This is a genomic window from Stenotrophomonas chelatiphaga, from assembly GCF_001431535.1.
Taxonomy (GTDB): Bacteria; Pseudomonadota; Gammaproteobacteria; order Xanthomonadales; family Xanthomonadaceae; genus Stenotrophomonas; species Stenotrophomonas chelatiphaga.
Map to the genome: position 1 here is coordinate 1 of NZ_LDJK01000063.1, position 21,064 is coordinate 21,064.

The 21,064-nt window shown below is 68.5% G+C and carries 16 protein-coding genes; 5 read left to right on the forward strand and 11 right to left on the reverse strand.

Annotated features, from left to right (window positions below):
• A partial coding sequence (locus tag ABB28_RS13540) for a VIT domain-containing protein (RefSeq protein WP_245625342.1) occupies nucleotides 1-2,640 on the reverse strand: 2,640 nt, incomplete at its 3' end.
• 99 nt (nucleotides 2,641-2,739) lie between these two features.
• Between ABB28_RS13540 and ABB28_RS13545 the strand changes: the two genes are divergently transcribed.
• Nucleotides 2,740-3,834: a DUF1176 domain-containing protein gene (locus ABB28_RS13545; RefSeq protein WP_057509136.1), complete on the forward strand. Its 1,095-nt coding sequence runs from the start codon at nucleotides 2,740-2,742 to the stop codon at nucleotides 3,832-3,834.
• A gap of 65 nt (nucleotides 3,835-3,899) precedes the next feature.
• Here the strand turns inward: ABB28_RS13545 and recJ are convergent, their stop codons facing one another.
• The 7 genes from recJ to dapB form a co-directional block, all read right to left on the reverse strand.
• Nucleotides 3,900-5,639 (reverse strand): single-stranded-DNA-specific exonuclease RecJ, encoded by a 1,740-nt coding sequence (gene recJ, locus ABB28_RS13550; protein ID WP_057509123.1) that lies wholly within the window; start codon nucleotides 5,637-5,639, stop codon nucleotides 3,900-3,902.
• Nucleotides 5,640-5,683: 44 nt separating this feature from the next.
• Nucleotides 5,684-6,631 carry a hypothetical protein gene (locus ABB28_RS13555; RefSeq protein WP_057509124.1) on the reverse strand — a complete coding sequence of 316 codons (948 nt, stop codon included), beginning with the start codon at nucleotides 6,629-6,631 and terminating at the stop codon, nucleotides 5,684-5,686.
• 3 nt (nucleotides 6,632-6,634) lie between these two features.
• A complete protein-coding gene (gene greA / locus ABB28_RS13560) occupies nucleotides 6,635-7,099 on the reverse strand; it encodes a transcription elongation factor GreA (protein ID WP_185000279.1) in 465 nt (154 codons plus the stop codon).
• Between the two features lie 8 nt (nucleotides 7,100-7,107).
• A complete protein-coding gene (carB, locus tag ABB28_RS13565; RefSeq protein ID WP_057509125.1) occupies nucleotides 7,108-10,350 on the reverse strand; it encodes a carbamoyl-phosphate synthase large subunit in 3,243 nt (1,080 codons plus the stop codon).
• A 54-nt stretch (nucleotides 10,351-10,404) separates the two neighbouring features.
• Complete coding sequence (locus ABB28_RS13570; RefSeq protein WP_057509126.1) at nucleotides 10,405-10,959, reverse strand: hypothetical protein; 555 nt, start codon at nucleotides 10,957-10,959, stop codon at nucleotides 10,405-10,407.
• On the reverse strand, nucleotides 10,959-12,089 hold the full coding sequence (gene carA / locus ABB28_RS13575; protein WP_057509127.1) for a glutamine-hydrolyzing carbamoyl-phosphate synthase small subunit: 1,131 nt from the start codon (nucleotides 12,087-12,089) through the stop codon (nucleotides 10,959-10,961). The genes ABB28_RS13570 and carA overlap by 1 nt, the downstream gene beginning before the upstream one ends.
• A gap of 317 nt (nucleotides 12,090-12,406) precedes the next feature.
• Nucleotides 12,407-13,129, reverse strand: coding sequence for a 4-hydroxy-tetrahydrodipicolinate reductase (dapB, locus tag ABB28_RS13580; protein WP_083492033.1), 723 nt, complete (start codon nucleotides 13,127-13,129; stop codon nucleotides 12,407-12,409).
• Nucleotides 13,130-13,249: 120 nt separating this feature from the next.
• On the opposite strand from dapB, the gene ABB28_RS13585 reads away from it, so the two are divergent.
• Nucleotides 13,250-14,011, forward strand: coding sequence for a 3-oxoacyl-ACP reductase (locus ABB28_RS13585; protein ID WP_057509129.1), 762 nt, complete (start codon nucleotides 13,250-13,252; stop codon nucleotides 14,009-14,011).
• Nucleotides 14,012-14,123: 112 nt separating this feature from the next.
• Here the strand turns inward: ABB28_RS13585 and ABB28_RS13590 are convergent, their stop codons facing one another.
• Genes ABB28_RS13590 through ABB28_RS13600 form a run of 3 tightly spaced genes read right to left on the reverse strand, consistent with a single transcriptional unit; the run spans nucleotide 14,124 to nucleotide 16,488 of the window.
• On the reverse strand, nucleotides 14,124-14,378 hold the full coding sequence (locus ABB28_RS13590) for a DUF6587 family protein (RefSeq protein WP_057509130.1): 255 nt from the start codon (nucleotides 14,376-14,378) through the stop codon (nucleotides 14,124-14,126).
• Nucleotides 14,378-16,240, reverse strand: a complete 1,863-nt coding sequence (gene feoB, locus ABB28_RS13595; RefSeq protein ID WP_057509131.1) for a ferrous iron transporter B — start codon at nucleotides 16,238-16,240, stop codon at nucleotides 14,378-14,380. Before feoB ends, ABB28_RS13590 begins: the two co-directional genes overlap by 1 nt.
• Nucleotides 16,237-16,488, reverse strand: coding sequence for a FeoA family protein (locus ABB28_RS13600; protein WP_057509132.1), 252 nt, complete (start codon nucleotides 16,486-16,488; stop codon nucleotides 16,237-16,239). Before ABB28_RS13600 ends, feoB begins: the two co-directional genes overlap by 4 nt.
• Before the next feature lie 116 nt (nucleotides 16,489-16,604).
• On the opposite strand from ABB28_RS13600, the gene ABB28_RS13605 reads away from it, so the two are divergent.
• The 3 genes from ABB28_RS13605 to ABB28_RS13615 all read left to right on the forward strand — a co-directional run.
• Nucleotides 16,605-17,393 carry an enoyl-CoA hydratase-related protein gene (locus tag ABB28_RS13605; protein WP_057509133.1) on the forward strand — a complete coding sequence of 263 codons (789 nt, stop codon included), beginning with the start codon at nucleotides 16,605-16,607 and terminating at the stop codon, nucleotides 17,391-17,393.
• 237 nt (nucleotides 17,394-17,630) lie between these two features.
• The gene (locus tag ABB28_RS13610) at nucleotides 17,631-18,524 is read left to right on the forward strand and encodes a hydroxymethylglutaryl-CoA lyase (RefSeq protein WP_057509134.1); all 894 of its coding nucleotides are present in this window, start codon (nucleotides 17,631-17,633) and stop codon (nucleotides 18,522-18,524) included.
• A partial coding sequence (locus tag ABB28_RS13615) for a sensor domain-containing protein (protein ID WP_057509135.1) occupies nucleotides 18,521-21,064 on the forward strand: 2,544 nt, incomplete at its 3' end. The genes ABB28_RS13610 and ABB28_RS13615, both read left to right, overlap by 4 nt.

Consider the following 21,064-nt stretch of genomic DNA (forward strand, 5'->3'; position numbering starts at 1 on the left):
GTTGTCGCTGTCCCAGCCCAGCACCACGCGCAGGTCCAGCGGCATCGGCCGGCGCAGGCGCGGGTCGATCGCGCTGGCATCCAGGCCTTGGCGTGCCATGAGGGTGGTGGCTTCATCCAGTGCGATCAGCGAGATGCCATCGAAGCGGCTGTCCCACGGCCGCAGCACCACTTCGTACAGCGCCTTGAGTGCCTGCGGGTACTGGCCGCTGGCTTCCAGCGCCAGGCCGAGGTCGCGGAAGCTCTGCGGCTCCTCCTCGCCCATCGCCAGCACGTCACGGAACACCGGCACCGCCAGTGCAGGCGCATCGGCCTGCATCAGGCGATACCCGAGCACGCGCAGTACGTGGCGGTTTTCGATCTGCATTTCGGCCAGGTTGGACAGCACCCGCAGCGCCAACGCACGCTGGCCCTTGGCCAGCAGCAGGTCGGCCACGTCCAGGTAGAACGCGCTGCTGTCCGCATGCTGCGCGCGCTCGGACAGGTACAGCGGATACAGCGCGTCGGCCGGAGCCGCGCGCAGGCGCTTGGCATACGGTGCATCGGCGGCCCATGGCGCGAGCGCGATGGTGATCTCACCGCCGTTGGCAGCGCCTGGGGTGGACGCAGCGCGCTCGGCGCGCGGGCCCGGGGCCTGGCGCGCCAGCATGGCCTGCGGCGCTGCCGGTGCGGGTGCGGGTGCGAGTGAAGGCGACGGCGGCGGCGGCGGCGGCGCAGCGACGCTGTCGTTTGGTCGGGCCTCGAAGGCGTCCTCCGCCGCTACCGGCGCTGCCATCGCGACCGCGGCCGGGCTGGCCGTTTCCTGCTTCGCCTGCGGCGGGGTGCCTTTGGGCCAGCGGGTTTCCCACCAGCGCTGACGATCAGCGACCTGCCGTGCGATGTCATCGAGCCGCTGGCTGCGCTCACGTGCCACGTCGACGGCGGCCAGCGCGTGCCGACGGTCGTACTCGGCGCGCAGCGGCGACGGCGGACGGATGCCATGCTGCAGATAGTCTTCGATCGATTCGAGCACCAGCAGCGAAGTGTCCGCACTGACCAGCCCGAACGCCTGCGACAGCGTGCGTTGCGCGGCGGCGTGGGCCGCCGGATCACCCGCCCAGTCGGCCAGCTGGCCGTTCGCCCAGGCATGTGCCACCAGGCCGCCAGGCTGCAGCCGCGCTTCGCCGGCGCTCACCCGCTGGGTATCGATGCGCCCATCCGGCAGGCGCACGCGCAGCTGCACGCTGCCGTCGGGCCTGTCGATCCTGCCCAGCACCCGCAACCAGCCCTGCGCTGCCGCACCGGCATCGGCGACCACCGCGCTGATCCCATCGCCTTCCAGCGACACCACCGCCGCGCCCTGCTGCAGCAACCGTGCTGCCGCCGACGCCACATCCGCCGGCGTGGACAGCACCAGCAGCTCGCCCTGGTGGGCAGCGGTCCAGGCACGCAGGCGCGCCGTGTCGGTGCGCGCGCCGGCACCACTCAAGGCATACAGGCGCTGGCCTGCAGCGAGTGCCGGCTGGCTGCGCTTGCCGTAGTTGGACAGCCCATCACTGACCAGCAGGTATTCCTGCACCGCCGGCTGTGGTGTCCACGCACCCAGCGCACTGGCCCCGTCCAGCGGCAGCGCCTGCAGGTAAGCACGCAGTGCGGACCAGTCGCCAGCGCGCAGGCGGAAATCGCGCGCGGGCTCGGACTGGTCGCGCAACACCGTCAGTTGGACCTGGCCATCGCCGACGGACTTGAAATAGCGGTCAAGCACGGCAAACTCGGCCTCACGATCGCGCTGGGACGCCGATCCGGACGCATCCCAGAGCAGCCCGATGCGGGTGGGCAGCGCCCGTGGCACGGCCTGCAGCGGCACCGGGATCTGCGCCATGAGGTAGCGCTGGCCCTCGTGCAGGCCGGCCACCACGTCGCGTTGGCGCACCTGCGGCAGCCACCACTGCGCCTGCGCCGGCAGCGCCGCACCGCGGCCCTGCCACTGCAGCTGATAGCGGCCATCGCGCAGCTGGAACTGCCCTGCCAGTCCAGTCGAGGCACGCGGTGCGCCGACGCCACTGGCATCGAGTTGCACGCTTGCCTGCTGCGCGCCACGCGCGAACTGCAGCGGCAGCGTCCAGCGCAGGCCCTGCGCGTCCACCGGCAGGGTCTGGCGGAGGGTCAACACCACGCGGCGGCTGCCGTGCGCGGGGATCGGATAGATGCGCAGGCGGAACTGGTTCCCGGCGGTCTGTTCCAGCAGACCCGGGTCGACCCGGCGCCGTTCAATGGCCTCGAACACCTGCCGGCCCTGGGCCTTGGGCACCGGCACCGCGTCGCGCAGCTGGCCATCGATATCCAGCGCAAAGCCCGCCACCTGCTGGCCATCAGCCAACGGGAACTCCAGCTGCCCCTCCAGCATGCGGCCGTTGGGGTTGTGGAACTCCATTTCGATGCGGGTTTCGGCCAGGCCGGCGGCCACCGTGCCGCGCAGGCTGGCATGGCGCAGCTGCACCGGCACTTCGGCGCCTTTCACCTGCAACACCGGCGCGGTAACGGCAGCCGGCGCGCTGACGGCAGGCGGGGGTGGCGTCGGACGCTGTGCCTCCACCGTGTAGGCCGCGATACCCAGCCCCGCGATGCCGAGCATGACCAGACCGCGAGACAGACCTTGCATGTGATGCTCCTGCGTGGGGGACAGTCCATTGAACGCATGATGGCGCCCATCGGGGTTTGCCGTGTTGCCATCTTGGCCTGCGCCTTCGCATCGGCCACCATGCACGGGCCGCTTTCATACACCGGGACCTCCGTGCGCCTGCCCTCGTTGCTGCTTCTGCTGTCCGCCCCACTGCCCGCCTTGTGTGCTTCGCCAACCGAGCTGGTGGGCATCGACTTCAGTCACCACGACTGGACGCTGGCCTGCGACAACACCCGGACCTGCCGCGCGGCGGGCTACCAGAACGACGAAGGCGCGGACCCGCTGCCGGTATCGGTGCTGCTGACGCGCCACGGTGGCCCCGACCAGCCGATCACCGCCAGCCTGATGCTCGGCCAGTACGAGGAAAGCGTGCTGCCCGCCACGCTGCAGATGCAGGTCGACGAGCGTGACCAGGGTCGCGTGGATTACGCGACTGGCGCGGGCACGGCGACGTTGAGCCCGCCCCAGGTGGCCGCCTTGCTGGCCTCGGTGAGCGGTGCCGGCGCAGGCCGCGTCGTCTTCACCGGTGATGACCAGCGGCAATGGACGCTGTCGGCGCGTGGCGCATCGGCGGTGCTGCTGAAAATGGATGAGTTCCAGGGCCGGCTGGGCACGCCCGGGGCGGTGATGCGCAAGGGCAAGCGCGCGGAATCGTCGGTGCCCGCAGCGTTGCCGATGCCGGTCGTGGTGCTGGCGAAATTGGCCGCAGCGCGCCCGACCGACGCCGCACTGGCGACCTCCGGTGCGCTGCGCGCCGCTCTGGTGGCCGCCACGCCGCCCGATGACTGCGCGGCCCTGCAGCCCGACCAGACCGAGTCGATGGATGAGCCTGTCGTGCCGTTGAAGGTCCAGCGCCTGAGCGCGGACAAGCTGCTGGTATCGGCCCTGTGCTGGCGTGGCGCCTACAACGAAGGCAGCGGCTACTGGGTGGTCAACGAGACGGCGCCCTACCAGCCGCAGCTGGTCACCCACTTCGGTAATGATGACGACGGCCGCAGCATCAGTGGATCGCACAAGGGGCGAGGCCTGGGCGACTGCTGGTCGATGAACAGCTGGGGCTGGGACGGGCGCCGCTTCGTGGCTACCTCGGCCACCACCACGGGCCTGTGCCGGCTGGTCGCCGCAGGCGGCGCGTGGGACCTGCCGACGCGGGTCGCCACGGTCAAGGAGTAAGGATGCGCCGGATGCGGGGCCGCGAACGTTGAGGGATTCCGCCGGGCCATGCTCGGCGGGAGCGGTCAGGCCGCGCTGCAGTGCTCGACGATCAACTGGATCGCCGTACCGCCGCGGTAATCATCGCAGGCCAGCCGATACGCCAGGTGCACGTTGCGTGCCGGCGCGTTGCCGGTCCAGCCCCCGAACTGGATGGCATTGATCAACCCGGCCATCCCGGGACGGCGCAGTTCCAGCTTGAGGTGCCGCTCCTTCAACACCCGCCAGTTGGTCACCTCGAAATGTCCATCGAACAGCGGCTCCGGGAAGCCCTGCCCCCACGGGCCGGCAAGCCGCAGCGCATCGGCGTGGCGATGGTCCAGCTCGTCGCTGCCGAGCTCGCCATCGCTGAGGATCTGCTGCTGCAGCATCACCGGGTCCAGCAACTGATGCACGGCTGCGGCGAAGGCGTCTTCGAACGCCGTCAGGTGGGCGTGCGGCAGGCTCATGCCGGCGGCCATCGCATGGCCACCGAAGCGCTCGATCAGGCCCGGCTGCTGCGCATCGACCAGCGCCAGCGCATCGCGGATGTGCAGGCCGGGAATCGAACGCGCGGACCCTCGCAACGCATCAGCGCCCGGTTCAGCCGGCGCGAAGGCGACCACCGGTCGGTGCAGGCGGTCTTTCATCTTCGAGGCCACCAGGCCGATCACACCCGGATGCCACTCGGCATCGAACAGCACCGCGGCGATCGGGCGCTGTCCGTCGTCATCCAGCACCACCTTGGCCACCGCCTTCTCGGCGTCGTCGGTCATGGTCTGCTGCACGGCGCGGCGCTCGGCGTTGATCTGCTCCAGCGTCTGCGCGATGTCGCGCGCCTGCGCCGGGTCCTCGGTCAGCAGCAGCGCGATGCCCAGCGCCATGTCCTCCAGCCGGCCGGCCGCGTTCAAGCGCGGGCCCAGCGCAAAGCCGATATCGGTGGCGGTCAGCCGCGCCGCATCGCGACCACTGGCTTCGATCAAGGCTTTCAGCCCGACGCAGCCCTGCCCGGCGCGCAGGCGCCGCAGCCCGGCACTCACCAGCGCGCGGTTGTTGGCATCCAGCGCCACCAGATCGGCGACCGTACCCACGGCGACCAGATCCAGCAGCGTGGCCAGGTCCGGTCCCTTGCCGTCGGCGAACACCGCCGCCTCGCGCAGGTGCCGGCGCAAGGCCAGCAGTACATAGAAGATCACGCCGACGCCGGCCAATGATTTACTGGGGAAGGCATCGTCGTGCAGATTCGGATCAACGATGACATCGGCCGGCGGAAGCTGCGGACCAGGCAGATGGTGGTCGGTGACCAGCACCTGCCAGCCCTTGGCCTTGGCTGCCGCCACCCCGGCATGGCACGCGATGCCGTGGTCCACGGTGACCAGCAGGTCCGGTTGCAGCAGGGCCAGTTCCTCCACCAGTGCTGGCGACAGCCCGTAGCCATGCACCATGCGATTGGGCACCGCATGGGCGACGTGGCGCGCGCCGAGCATGCGCAGTCCGCGCACGCCGACCGCACAGGCAGTGGCGCCATCGCAGTCAAAGTCACCCACCACCACGATGCGCTTGTCCGCGGCGATGGCCGCCGCCAGCAGACGCACCGCGCCATCGATGCCGGTCAACAGCTCAGGTGCATGCAGGTTGCCCAGCCGGGGCAGCGCCAGTTCGGGCGTGTGCGCCCCGCGCGCGGTGTACAGGCGGGCCAGCAGCGGCAGGGTGCCGTCAGCCCAAGGGGCTACGTCGACACGGTCGCGGCGGCAGATGACGGGGTTGGACTCGGCGGCAGGGGACATCGGCTACGCCGGTTGCAGGAAGACGTTGCATGATACCGCGCGGGTCAATCGTGCAACTGCCGTGGTTTCTTCCAGATCTGCCAGCGCTGCGAACGCTGGAAGGCGAACTGCACGCCGTCCTCGAAATCCAGCACCAGCCGCTGCAGCTCGCCGCGGCGCAACGCCAGCAGCAGCGGCGCGATCGCCTGGCTGGCCAGCTGCTCCAGCGAACGCAGCGGACGCAGGTCGACCAGCGCATCCACCGACTGTTCGCCATCCACCTGTACGCCTGCCGCGGTGGCCAGGGCGCGCAGCAGCGCATCGCGGCTGCGCACCTGTGCATGTGGCGTGGCCACGCTCTGCGGCAGCCGCCCTGCACCCCAGAACCACAGCGAATTGATCGGGCTCAGCCCCTGCGCAATGCGCTGGGCATTCCACGGGTGCGAATGCAGTACCACCTGGGTTTCGGTCAACAGCGCGCGCCAGCGCCGACCTTCGACGCCGCTGGGCAGATGGCTGAAAAGATCATCGCCGAGCACGTCATCCGGACTCGCAAACACCGGCAACGGCATGTCATCCGGGACGCGCAGGTACCAGCGCGAGGCAACCGGCGCATCCAGATGCAGGCCGTGTTCGGCGAACACCGGCTGCAGGTCCGGCAGCAGCGCGACGGCATCCTCGTGCGAGGGGCGCAGCGTGTCGCCGTGCCCCATCATCCGCGCACCGTGCATGTCCGGCACCATGTGCGCCGGATCGGCGCGCAGCCAGACGTGGCCGGCCGCATCGCCGGCATCCAGCTGGCGGGTCAGTGCCGCGGCAGGCATCGCGGTGGCATCGGCGGCATCAAGCGTGGTCGATGCCCCCTGCACGCGGAAGTGGCGCTGCAGCTGCGCGCCCTCCCCCGCTGCGTGCTCGCTGCGCTCGGCACGACCGAGCGCACGTGCCACCTCATCGGGCAACGCGGCCACCGCGAATCGACTGCGTGCAGCCAGCAGCAGCGTTGCCGTTGCCATCGATCAGCCCGCGTAGCTGACGCTGACGATCTCGTACTCGCGCTGGCCGGCCGGGGCATCGATGGTGATGCTGTCGCCTTCCAGCTTGCCGATCATCGCGCGGGCCACCGGCGAGGAAATGGCGATCAGGCCGAGCTTGATGTCCGCTTCCAGGTCACCGACGATCTGGTACTTCTTCTCTTCGTCGGTTTCCACGTCGGCCAGCGTCACCGACGCACCAAACACCACCTTGGAGCCGGCATTGAGCTTGGATACGTCGATGATCTCGGCGTGCGACAACTCGCCTTCCAGCTGCTTGATGCGGCCTTCGATGAAGCCCTGTTCTTCGCGCGCGGCGTGGTACTCGGCATTTTCCTTCAGGTCACCGTGCTCGCGCGCCTCGGCGATCGCGGCGATCACCTTGGGGCGCTTGACCGACTTCAGCTGGTCCAGCTCTTCGCGCAGACGCTGCGCGCCCTTCATCGTGATGGGAGCTCTCATGCGTTCAGTTCCTTGTGCAGTTCCTGCAGCGACCAGACCGGGCCGGTACCGCGGAATTCCAGCGAATGCACCAGTGCCTTGGCACCGGCGATGGTGGTCGAATAGGTCACGCGGTGCTGCAGCGCTTCGCGACGGATCGAGAACGAATCGTTGATCGCCGCACGGCCTTCGGTCGTGTTGACGATGTAGACGATCTCACCGTTCTTGATGCGGTCCACGATGTGCGGACGGCCCTCGACCACCTTGTTGACGATCTCGCATTCCATGCCGTGCTGCTGCAGCCACGCGGCGGTGCCACGGGTGGCGACCAGGCTGTAGCCCTTGGCCAGCAGCGCCTCGGCGACCGGCAGCACGCGCTGCTTGTCCGGGTCACGCACCGACACGAAGGCCTTGCCGACCGGCGGCGCCTTGATGCCACCGGCTTCCTGCGCACGCGCGAAGGCGGCGCTGAAGCTGCGGCCCACGCCCATCACTTCACCGGTGGAGCGCATCTCCGGCCCGAGGATCGGATCGACACCCTGGAACTTGGCGAACGGGAAGATCGCCTCCTTCACCGAGTAGTAGTCCGGCACGATTTCCTTGGTGGCGCCCTGCTCGGCCAGCGTCTTGCCGGCCATGCAGCGAGCGGCGATCTTGGCCAGCGGCATGCCGGTGGCCTTGGACACGAACGGCACGGTGCGCGAGGCACGCGGGTTCACTTCCAGCAGGTAGACGATGTCCTCACCGTTCTCACCGGCCTGGATGGCGAACTGGGTGTTCATCAGGCCGACCACGTTCAGGGCCTTGGCCAGCTCCACCACCTGGCGGCGCAGCTCGGCCTGGGTTTCGGCAGACAGCGAATACGGCGGCAGCGAGCAGGACGAATCGCCCGAATGCACGCCGGCTTCTTCGATGTGCTCCATCACGCCGCCGATCAGCACGTTGCCCTGGCTGTCGGCGATGATGTCCACGTCCACTTCGACGGCATTGTCGAGGAAGCGGTCCAGCAGCACCGGCGAATCGTTGGAGACCTTGACCGCATCACGCACGTAGCGTGCGAGGTCGGACTCACCGTAGACGATTTCCATCGCACGGCCGCCCAGCACGTAGCTCGGGCGCACCACCAGCGGGTAGCCGATCTCGCGCGCCAGCAGCAGCGCTTCCTGGTCGTTGCGGGCGATGCGGTTCGGCGGCTGCTTCAGGCCCAGGTTGTCCACCAGCTGCTGGAAGCGCTCGCGGTCTTCGGCCAGGTCGATGGAGTCCGGGCTGGTGCCGATCACCGGCACGCCATTGGCTTCCAGCGCGCGTGCAAGCTTCAGCGGGGTCTGGCCGCCGTACTGCACGATCACGCCCTTCGGCTGTTCCAGCTCGACGATCTCCAGCACGTCTTCCAGCGTCAGCGGCTCGAAGTACAGGCGGTCGGAGGTGTCGTAGTCGGTGGAGACGGTTTCCGGGTTGCAGTTGACCATGATGGTTTCATAGCCATCCTCGCGCAGCGCCAGTGCCGCGTGCACGCAGCAGTAGTCGAACTCGATGCCCTGGCCGATGCGGTTCGGGCCACCGCCGAGGATCATGATCTTGTCGCGGTTGCTCGGCGCGGCTTCGCACTCGTCCTCGTAGGTCGAATACAGGTAGGCGGTACCGGTGGCGAACTCACCGGCGCAGGAGTCCACGCGCTTGTACACCGGACGCACCTTGTGGGCGCGACGCAGCGCACGCACGGCTGCTTCGTTGGTGCCGGTCAGCTGGGCCAGGCGGGCATCGGAGAAACCGGCGCGCTTGAGCTTGCGCAGGCGCGCGGCGTCGAGCGAATCAATGCCCCCGGCGGCGACCTCACCTTCGGCCGTGATGATCTCTTCGATCTGGTCCAGGAACCACGGATCGATGAAGGACAGCGCATGGATCTCTTCCACGCTCATGCCGGCGCGGAAGCCGTCGGCCACGTAGAACAGGCGCTCCGGACCGGGGGCCTTCAGCTCGCGGCGCAGGGTCTGCATGTCGTCTTCGTTGCCCAGGTCCAGCTCGGTCGGGTCGAAGCCCACCTTGCCGGTTTCCAGGCCACGCAGCGCCTTCTGCATCGATTCCTGGAAGGTGCGGCCCATCGCCATCACCTCGCCCACCGACTTCATCTGGGTGGTCAGGCGGGCATCGGCGGCCGGGAACTTCTCGAAGGCGAAGCGCGGGATCTTGGTGACGACGTAGTCGATCGACGGCTCGAACGAGGCCGGGGTCAGGCCGCCGGTGATCTCGTTCTTCAGCTCGTCCAGGGTGTAACCCACGGCCAGCTTGGCGGCGACCTTGGCGATCGGGAAGCCGGTGGCCTTGGACGCCAGTGCCGAGGAGCGCGACACGCGCGGGTTCATCTCGATCACCACCACGCGGCCGGTGTGCGGATTGATGCCGAACTGCACGTTCGAGCCACCGGTATCCACGCCGATCTTGCGCAGCACGGCGATGGAGGCATCGCGCAGGCGCTGGTATTCCTTGTCGGTCAGGGTCTGCGCCGGGGCCACGGTGATCGAGTCACCGGTGTGCACGCCCATCGGGTCCAGGTTCTCGATGGAGCACACGATGATGCAGTTGTCCGCGGTATCGCGGACCACTTCCATCTCGAACTCCTTCCAGCCCAGCACCGATTCTTCCACCAGCACTTCGGTGGTCGGCGACAGTTCCAGGCCGCGGGTGACGATGTCGATCAGCTCTTCGCGGTTGTAGGCGATGCCGCCGCCGCTGCCGCCCAGGGTGAAGCTCGGACGGATGATGGTCGGGTAGCCGACGCGGGTCTGGATATCCAGCGCTTCTTCCAGCGTATGGGCGACCGCGGCCGACGGGCATTCCAGGCCGATCTCGCCCATCGCCACGCGGAACAGCTCGCGGTCTTCGGCCATGCGGATCGCTTCGCGCTTGGCGCCGATCAGCTCGACGTTGTACTTCTCCAGCACGCCGTTGTCGGCCAGGTCCAGCGCGCAGTTCAGCGCGGTCTGGCCACCCATGGTCGGCAGCAGCGCATCGGGCTTTTCCTTGGCGATGATCTTCTCGACCGTCTGCCAGTTGATCGGCTCGATGTAGACGGCGTCGGCCATCTCCGGGTCGGTCATGATGGTGGCCGGATTGCTGTTGACCAGCACCACGCGGTACCCCTCGTCGCGCAGTGCCTTGCAGGCCTGCGCGCCAGAGTAGTCGAACTCACAGGCCTGGCCGATGACGATCGGGCCAGCACCGATGATGAGGATGGTTTTCAGGTCAGTGCGCTTTGCCATTTTCTTCTCTAGGTCGGTACAGCGTGACAAGGGGGAGTGATCGCACGCTGACGATCAGGAAATCTGTTCCGGGTCGAAGTCGATGCGGCATTCGCGCTTGAGCGCGGCGGACATCGTCTCGCCAATGTTTTCCGGCATCCCGCCGTCGGCACCCAGGCCGTCGATGAAGCGCTGGAAGGCGGGGGTGCCCATGAAACGGGCGATCTCCACCTTGTTCGCTTCGCTCACTTCCGGGCTTTCGCTGGCCATGCCCTGCTGGGCGGCCGCGCTGGCCTGGAAGGTGCGGCCCATGTCCACACCGGCAGGCGTGGCCATGAACTGCTTCCATTCACCCACCAGCAGCGCGCCGTCGTCGCCCAGGTTGCCGGCGATCTGCTGCTGGAAGTGGGCGTCGAGCAGCTTGCCGATCTGGGTGGACGCGCAATCGCGCCCGCCCTGGTCCAGCGCCTTCAGCGTCGGGGAGACACTGAACAGCACTTCGGCGCTGTTCTTGCCCAGGCCCTGCATGCCCAGCTGGTGCATGATCACCGCCACCTCGGCCGGCGTGGCCGGCTGGGCGCTTGCGGTGCCGGCCAACAACAGGCCGGCCAGCAGTGCGGTGAGGCGCATCAGGCCTTGGCCTCGGCCATCAGGGTCACGAAACGATCGAACAGCGGGCCGACGTCGGTCGGTCCCGGCGACGCTTCGGGGTGGCCCTGGAAGGAGAATGCCGGCACGTCGGTGCGCGCGATGCCCTGGTTGGTGCCGTCGAACAGCGAACGATGGGTCACCCGCAGGGTCGTCGGCAGGGTCGCCTCATCCACCGCGAAACCGTGGTTCTGCGAGGTGATCATCACCCGGCCGCTGTCCAGGTCCTGCACCGGATGGTTGGCGCCGTGGTGGCCGTGGCCCATCTTCAGGGTCTTCGCACCGGAGGCCAGCGCCAGCAGCTGGTGGCCCAGGCAGATGCCGAAGGTCGGCACGCGGGCGTCCAGCACGGTCTTGATCGCGCTGATCGCGTAGTCGCACGGCTCCGGGTCACCCGGGCCGTTGGACAGGAACACACCGTCCGGCTTCAGCGCCAGCACGTCGGCCGCCGGGGTCTGCGCAGGAACGACGGTCACATCGCAGCCGCGCTCGGCCAGCATGCGCAGGATGTTGGTCTTCACGCCGTAGTCGTAGGCCACGACCTTGTACTGCGACGGCACGCTGACGAATGCGTTGGCGTCCAGGTCGAGCTGGCCTTCGTTCCACTGGTAGGTGGTTTCGGTCGACACGACCTTGGCCAGGTCCATGCCCTTCAGGCCGGGGAAGCTGCGCGCAGCCTCCAGCGCCTTCTCCACGCTGATGCCCTCGCCTGCCATCAGGGCACCGTTCTGGGCGCCCTTCTCGCGCAGGATGCGCGTCAGCTTGCGGGTATCGATGCCGGAGATGGCCACCACGCCACGCTGCAGCAGCCAGTCCTGCAGCGAAACCTGGCTGCGCCAGCTGCTCGGGCGGCGCGGCACGTCGCGCACGATCAGGCCGGCCGACCACACCTTGGACGCTTCGTTGTCCTGGTCGGTCATGCCGGTGTTGCCGATATGCGGGTAGGTCAGCGTGACCATCTGCCGGGCGTAGGACGGATCAGTCAGCACTTCCTGGTAACCGGTCATGGCGGTGTTGAACACCACTTCACCGACGGACAGGCCGGGCGCGCCTACGGATTCGCCCTCGAATACGGTGCCGTCTTCGAGGACGAGGATTGCGGCTTGGGTCACGGAAATCTCACTTTGGCTACCGATGGGGTACCGAAGGTCACGCCTGCGCTCACGGTAAAAACCGGTTGCAAAAAAGCGCGGACGTACGGTTCAGGACCGGTCCGGCTGTCGTGTTTCGGCGAGTGCGAATTGTAGACGCATGCGGGGTCCGGCGCCAGCACCACGTTGCAGGTAGCGCGCCACGGGATCCTGAACGGTAGCGCCGACCCATGGTCGGCGAGCGCAGCGGTAGCCCACCGCCAAGCCCCGGACGGTAGCGCCGACCCGCGGTCGGCGAGCGCAGCGGGCCCTTCGCGGGATGCCGCCGCCCACTGCGTTCAGCCGTTCAGCAGGTCCCGCACCCGGTAGCTCCCCGGGGCGCGTTGACCCAGCTGACGCGCGGCAAACAGCGCGCCACGGGCAAAGATGTCGCGGTTGGTCGCCCGGTGCACCAGCTCGATCCGCTCGCCCAGACCGGTGAACTGAACAAGATGTTCACCGACGATGTCCCCGGCGCGCAGGCTGGCGTACTGCGGGGTGGCCCCGCCGCGGCCGGCCGCCGCGCCCAGTGTCAGTGCAGTGCCCGACGGCGCATCCAGCTTGCGGGTGTGGTGCGATTCGACGATGTCGCAGTCCCAGCCGGCCAACGCCTGCGCGGCGCGCTCGACCAGTTCATCCAGCACCGCCACGCCCAGGCTGAAATTGGATGCCCACACCAGTGGGATCGCCTTGGCCGCCGCGTCCAGCGCCTCGCGCTGCGCCTGGCTGATGCCGGTGGTCCCCGAGACCAGCCCCGCGCCGCGTTCCACGCACAGTGCCAGGATCGCATCGAAGCCTTCGGGCAGGCTGAAATCGATGGCCACGTCGAACGGCGGAGCGCCGTGCAGTTCCTTGGCAGCGAAGTGCGGGATGCCGTCCACCACCCGCTGCGCGGGCGCGCGGCCGGTGTAGGCCCCCACCACGTTCAGCGTATCGGTATGTTCGGCGGCCAGCCGCAGCAGGGCCTGGCCCATGCGCCCGGAGGCACCGTGGATGAGCAATCGCAGGGGAGTCTGGTTCATCCGGGAAGGCTAGCGGCTGGCCGCGTATTTGCACAGGGGGCGTCGCGCACCAGGCCGCGACGCGGTCTCACGCCACCGCTTGCTAGCCTGCTGGTTTTCCAAGCGGCGATGCCCTCCTCCATGAAGATCGAACAACAGCTGGTGCTGGTGACCGGCGCCGGACGCGGCCTGGGCCAGCACATCGCCCGTGCCTTCGCCTCGCAGGGCGCCAAGGTGATCATCAATTACCACCGCAGCAGCGAGGCAGCGCGCGCCCTGGCCCAGGAGCTCGGCGAACACGCCCTTGCGGTGCAGGCCGATGTCACCGACCGGCACCAGGTAGACACCCTGCTGACCCTGGCGCAGGCGCACTTCGGCCAGCCGGTCAGCACCGTGGTCAACAATGCGCTGGCCACCTTCAGTTTCAACGGCGACGCCCGCGAGAAAGCCGACAGCATCGGCTGGGCCAGCTTCCAGTCCCAGTTCGACGGCAGCGTGCGCGGCGCGCTGAACACCGTGCAGGCCGCCCTGCCCGGCATGCGCGCGCAGCACTTCGGCCGCATCATCAACATCGGCAGCAACCTGTTCCAGAACCCGGTGGTGCCCTATCACGACTACACCGCCGCCAAGGCGGCGCTGCTGTCGTTGACCCGCACGCTGGCCGGCGACCTGGGGCCGGAGGGAATCACCGTCAACATGCTGTCCGGTGGCCTGCTGCGCAGCACCGATGCCAGTGCCGCCACCCCGGAAGCGCTGTTTGATTACATCGCCGAGGCCACGCCGCTGCGCAGCGTGACGACCCCGGCCGAGTTCGCCGATGCGGCGCTGTTCTTCGCTTCGCCGTGGTCGCGCGCGGTCACCGGGCAGAACCTGGTGGTGGATGGCGGACTGGTGCGCGATTGATGCCTGCGGCGGTGGTCCGCTGGGCGCGGTAGTGACGGCCGCTGGCCGTCCTGCCCTTGCCGCTGCGCTCGCCGAGCATGGCTCGGCGCTACCGATGCAGAGCGCCAGCCGCTCAGTGCGCCTTCGGCGGCGTCGGCCCACAGCTGTCACACCCACCGCAGGCCCCGGCACCGCCACTTGCCGGCGGCGCGATGCGCCGGCCCAGCGACTGCCGCCAGCCCGGCTGGCCGGAGCGCAGCAGGCTCAGCGCCAACGCACCGCGTGCCTTGCGCACCGTGCCCGGGAACTGCTTCTTCAGCACCACCCACGCACTGGCCAGCACGGCCAGCGCGACGATCAGGTACTGCAGCAGCAGGCCGGCCTCCATCAACCGCCTCCCAGCGCCACGGTCACCTGGTAGGTGACCAGGGCTGCAATGTAGGCGGCGGCGAACAGGTACACGGTGGCAAAGCCCATCTGCTTCCACGAATTGGTTTCACGCTTGATCGTGGCCAGCGTGGAGATGCACATCGGCGCGTAGATGAACCACACCAGCAGTGACAGGCCGGTGGCCAGCGACCAGCCGTCACTGACGATCGGGGTCAGCGCGGAGATCGCCGCGTCATCGTCCGGCGCCGACAGCGCGTAGATGGTCGCCAGCGAGGACACCGCCACTTCGCGCGCGCCCATGCCCGGGATCAGCGCGATGCAGATCTGCCAGTTGAAGCCCAGCGGGGCGAAGATCGCGGTCATCGCATGGCCGAGCTGGCCGGCGTAGCTGTAATCGATGGCCGGCATCGTCGCATCGGCCGGTGCACCGGGGAAGGACAGCAGGAACCACAGCAGGATGGTCAGCGCCAGGATGATGCCACCCACGCGCTTGAGGAAGATCATGCCGCGTTCGTACAGGCCCACGGCCAGGTCGCGCGGGTGCGGGATGCGGTACGACGGAAGCTCCAGCATCAGCGGATGCTCGCTCTTGTCGCGGCGCCACTTCTTCATCACCCAGGACATCAGCAGCGCGCTGAAGATGCCGGCCACGTACAGGCCGAACAGCACCAGCCCCTGCTGGTTGAAGATGCCGACCTTGCCATCCGGAATGAACGCGCCGATCAGCAGCGCGTACACCGGCAGCCTTGCCGAGCAGGTCATCAGCGGCGCCACCAGGATGGTCGCAAGGCGGTCACGCGGGTCCTGGATGCTGCGGGTCGCCATGATGCCGGGCACCGCGCAGGCGAAGCTGGAAAGCAGCGGGATGAACGAACGCCCGGACAGCCCGGCCGAGGCCATCATGCGGTCCAGCAGGAACGCCGCCCGCGGCAGGTAGCCGGATTCTTCCAGCGCCAGGATGAAGGCGAACAGGATCAGGATCTGCGGCAGGAACACCACCACCCCGCCGAGGCCGGCGATGATGCCATCGGTGATCAGGCTGGCCAGCGGGCCTTCCGGAAGCACCGCGCCGGCCTGCTCGCCGAGCCAGCCGAACAGGGCTTCGATCCCGTCCATCATCGGCGTGGCCCAGGCAAACACCGCCTGGAAGATCAGGAACATCACCACCACCAGGGTGGCCAGGCCGAACACCGGATGCAGCAGCCAGCGGTCCAGCGTGTCATCGATCTTCGCGGTGCGGGTAGGCATGCTGACGGCGGCATCGAGGATCCCGCGCACCTGCGCGTGGTAATCGACGTCCTGCCCATCCACCACCGCCACCGGTGCGCCGAGGTGCGGCACCATCGCGTCCAGCCGCGCCACCAGCGCCTGCGCCCCATGCTTGCGCACCGCCACGGTTTCCACCACGGGCACGCCGAGTGCACGCTCCAGCGCCGGCACGTCGATCTTGATGCCGCGTCGTTCGGCCGCATCGACCATGTTCAGTGCCACCACCATCGGCTTGCCGAGCTGGCGCAGTTCCAGCGCGAAGCGCAGGTGCAGGCGCAGGTTGGTCGCATCGATCACGCACAGCAGCACGTCCGGTGCTGCCTCACCCGGGTAGAAGCCGCGGCACAGGTCGCGGGTGATCGCCTCGTCCAGGCTGGCCGGCTGCAGGCTGTAGGCGCCGGGCAGGTCGAGGATGGCGAACTCGCGGCCGGATGGCGCGCGCATGCGGCCTTCCTTGCGTTCCACGGTGACGCCGGTGTAATTGGCGACCTTCTGCCGGCTGCCGGTCAGCTGGTTGAACAGCGCGGTCTTGCCGCTGTTTGGATTGCCGACCAACGCCACGCGCAGGGGCAGGCTCGCAGCGTTGCTCATGCCGACGCCCCCTGTTCAGCGGTGATCTGGATGCGCGCGGCCTCACTGCGGCGCAGCGCAAACCGGGTGAAACCGACCTGCACCAGCAGCGGTTCGCCGCCAATCGGGCCGCGCGCGACCAATCGCACGGACTCGCCCTTGACGAAGCCGAGCTCCCTCAGGCGACGGGAAATCGCGTCATTGGCGTGCGTGTCATGGACGGTTTCGACCACGGCGTTGGCTTGCAAAGGCAGATCGGACAGCGTCACTCGCGCACTTTCCAGTGATAAGAATGGTTATCAATTCTAACATCGCCGCGCCGCGTCATGGCCCATGACCTTTGGGCCGCTATGATCTGTACAGGTATCGAGTAACTGCGGATTTTATGACGGATTCCCTGCTGGTCGAGCGCTCCGGCGCCCTGCTCACCCTGCGCCTGCACCGCCCGGCGCTGCACAATGCCTTTGACGACGGCCTGATCGCCGAACTCACCCATGCGCTGGACCAGGCCGGACGCGACCCGTCGGTGCGCGCGGTGGTGCTCGCCGGTGAGGGCGCCTCGTTCTCCGCCGGCGCGGACCTGCAGTGGATGCGCGGCATGGCCGCCGCCAGCGAATCCGAAAACCGCCAGGATGCGCTGGCCCTGGCCCGCCTGATGCGCACGCTGGACGAGCTGCCGAAACCAACGCTGGCGCGGGTACACGGGTCGGCGTTCGGTGGCGGCGTGGGCCTGGTGGCGTGCTGTGACATCGCCATCGCCGCCGACAGTGCGCGCTTCGGCCTGACCGAAAGCCGGCTGGGCCTGCTGCCCGCGGTTATTTCCCCGTATGTCATCGCCGCCATCGGAACGCGCCAGGCACGGCGCTGGTTCGCCACCGGCGAGCAGTTCGACGCCGCCACGGCGCTGCGCATCGGCCTGGTGCACGCGGTGGTGGCGGACGACCAGCTGGATGCCGCGGTCGAACAGCAGCTGGCGCTGCTGATGGCCGCCGGACCGGTGGCTGCAGCCAGTGCCAAGGCGCTGGTGCGGCAGGTGGTGGTCAGCCACGATCCCGATGCACGTGACCAGGCCAACGCCGAACTGATTGCCCGCCTGCGGGTATCGGCGGAGGGCCAGGAAGGCCTGGGCGCGTTCCTTGGCAAGCGCCGTCCGGGCTGGATCGACGCCGGCTGACTCCACGCGTCTTCACGCCACAGCCGCCCGGCGGCGTCGATGCTGCGCGCACCGGCCCGCCCGCGTTAAGGCGGTTCATGCAGCGGGCTGGCCGGTTGCTCCGACGGCCTGCGTATATCTCTCTCGTGGCCGTCATTGCGCGCGCCACTTCATCTACAGGATGTTCCGTGATCGTTGCCTCCCGCCCTGCCAGCCCTGCCTGTCCTGCCGCCCGCCCGTCATTGCGGAGGCGCCGGAATGTCTGATTTCGTCCGTATCGTCGAAGTGGGCCCGCGTGACGGCCTGCAGAACGAAAAGCAGCCGGTCAGCACGGCCGACAAGATCGCGCTGATCGACCGCCTGTCCGCCACCGGCCTGCGCAGCATCGAGGCCACCAGCTTCGTCAGTCCACGCTGGGTCCCGCAACTGGCCGATGCCGCCGATGTCTATGCCGGCATCCACCGCCGTCCCGGCGTGGCCTACCCGGTGCTGGTCCCCAATGAGCAGGGGTATGCGCGCGCGCTGGCAGCCGGGGTGCAGGAGGTCGCAGTGTTCACCGCTGCCTCGGAAACCTTCAATCGCACCAACACCAATGCCGGCATCGATGAGTCCCTGGCCCGGTTCGAGCCCATCCTGCGCCGGGCCGCCGACGATGGCGTGCGCGTGCGCGGCTATGTGTCCACCGTGCTCGGCTGCCCCTACCAGGGCGAGGTTCCCGTGAGCGAGGTGGTCCGCGTGGCGCGCGCCCTGCATGGCATGGGCTGTTACGAAATATCGCTGGGCGACACCATCGGCGTAGGCACGCCGCGCAAGGCACGGGCGATGCTGGAGGCGGTCGCCGCCGACGTCCCGATGCAGGCTTTGGCGGTGCATTTCCATGACACCTACGGCCAGGCCGTGGCCAACATCGCCAGCTGCGTGGAGGCCGGGGTGCGCGTGGTCGACAGCGCGGTCTCCGGCGCCGGCGGCTGCCCCTACGCGAAGGGCGCCAGCGGCAACGTGGCCAGCGAAGATGCGGTCTACCTGCTGCATGGAATGGGGCTGCAGACCGGCGTGGAACTTGAGCTGCTGGCCGAGATCGGCCGCTGGCTGTCGGCGTTGTTCGGCCGGCCCACCGGCAGCCGCGTCGGCAAGGCGATGGCAGCGACATGAGCCGCCGCGGCCCCTGCGACGAGCTGGCCGCTGGCGGACACCCCGCCACGCAGAGCGACGCACGGGCTGCACTGGACCACGCGCTGTCCCAGCCACACCGGGCCGAACAGCACGCGCTGCTGCAGCAGGCCCGGCAGGCGCTGGATGAGGCGATGCAGCAGCGCCAGGACGCCGAGCAGCGCTACGCCGCCCTGTTCGACGCCGTGCCCGACCCGGTCAGCATCCTCAGTTCGGCCGGGGTGGTGATGGACCTCAACCGCGCCGGCGTACGCGCCTACGGCCGCCCCCGCGAAGCGATCATCGGGCAGCCGATCGAACTGTTGAACCCGGACCTGCCGAGCGACCACCTGGAGCCGGTCTGGGCAGCGCTGCAGCGCGGGGACACCTACGTCATCGAAGTCACCAACATGCGCGGTGACGGCAGCCGCTTTCCGGTGGAGGTGCACTCGGCCGGCTTCGAACTGCAGGGCGAACCGTGCATCGTGGCGGTGGCGCGTGACCTGAGCGGGCGCTGGCAGGCCGAGTCGCGCTACCGCCTGCTGATGGAATCCATCGACAAGGGCGTGATCCTGTTCGACCGCGAACTGCGCGTGGTATCGGCCAATCCGGCCGCGCACCGCATCCTGGGCACGGCCGGAACCGGCTCCAGCCTGCAGACCCTGCTCGATCCGCGCGACTGGATCATGGTGGACGAACATGGCCACCTGCTGGGCCACGACCAATGGCCGGCCAACCGCTGCTTCCAGGCCGGCCGGGTCATCCGCAGCACCATCGTCGGCCTGTACCACCGTCCGCGCGGGCGCATGCTGTGGCTGTCGATCACCAACGTGCCGGTGTTCGGCAACGGGCGCGACCATGCCGACCATGTCTTCGCGATGTTCAGCGACATCACCGAACTGAAGCGCAACAACGCGCTGTTCGACCGCGCGCAGTCGTTGGCCCACATCGGCGGTTGGGAGTGGGACCGCGGACTGGCCCGCCTGTACCTGACCGATGAAGCGCGCCGGATCCTGGGCCAGGAACTGCCACTGGATGACATGCCCGACCTGATGGAGTGCCTGCGCAGCGATGACCGGCTGGCGCTGCAGCAGGCACTGGCGGCCAGCGTCGACGCGCGCAGCAGCTTCGCGCTGGAACTGCGCGGTCAACGCGCCGATGGCCACTCGTTCTGGGTGCGCATGATCGGCGAGGCATCCGAAGGCGACGTGGACGCCGCGCGCATCGCCGGCACCGTGCAGGACATCACCGAGCGCAAGCAGGCCGAGGAAACCCTGCGCATCCAGGCGCGTACCGACCCGCTCACCGGCATCATGAACCGCGATGCGGTGCTCAGCGACCTGGGCGTGCGGCTGTCCAACCCGACCCACTGCAGGGCAGCAGTGCTGTACATCGACCTGGACCGTTTCAAGACCGTCAATGACCTGCTGGGGCACAGCGCCGGCGACGAACTGCTGATCGAGGCGACCCGCCGGATCGGCCGTGCGATCGGCACCGAAGGGCTGCTGGCACGCTTCGGTGGCGATGAATTCCTGGTCGTCTGTGATACCCGCGACCAGTCCGACCAGCCCGAACTGCTGGCCCAGCGCATCACCGCCGCCTTCGAGCCCCCGTTCGTGTTCGGCAATGACGAGTTCGTGGTGACGGCCAGCATCGGCATCGCCTGCGCGCCGCGCGATGGCGTGCGCCCGCAGCAGCTGATCCAGAATGCCGATACTGCGATGTATGACTGCAAGCGCCGCAGCCGCAACGGCTGGCAGGTGTTCTCACCGGAACTGGCACAGGCCCAGCACGACCGCCTGCAGATCGAAAGCCGCTTGCATCGCGCCCTGGAAGCCGACGAATTCCGCCTGGTCTACCAGCCGCAGGTGAACCTGCGCACCGGCGAGGTGATCGCCGCCGAAGCGCTGATCCGCTGGCAGAACGAGCAGCTGGGCGAGATGCGCCCGGACCTGTTCATCGCCCACGCCGAAAGCACCGGCGACATCGTGCGGATCGGCCAGTGGGCGCTGCGCGAGGCCTGCCGCCAGGTCCGGCAATGGCAGGACGAAGGCCTCGGGCTGGTGCGCGTCGCGGTCAACGTGTCCTACCGCCAGTTCACCGGCGACGACCTGGCGCTGAAGGTGCGCCAGGCGCTGGACGAGTTCCATCTGCCCGGCAGCGCGCTGGAACTGGAGTTCACCGAGCGCGTGCTGATCGAGGATGCGCCGGACACCCTGCGCACCTTCGCCCGGCTGCGCGAGATGGGGGTGATGCTGGCCATCGATGATTTCGGTGAAGGCTACAGCGCGCTGAACTACCTGCGCCGGCTGCCGATCCACGGCCTCAAGCTCAGCCAGCTGTTCGTGGAAGGCGTACCAGGTGACCGCTCGGACATGGCCGTGTGCGAGGCGATCTGCGGGATTGCCCGCAGCCTGGGACTGGGGGTGGTCGCCGAAGGCATCGAATCGGAGGCCCAGCGCCGCTACCTGATGGGGTTGGGGGTCAATGTCGGCCAGGGTTTCCTGTTCGCCCCTGGCCTGACGCCGGAAGAATTCGTCAGG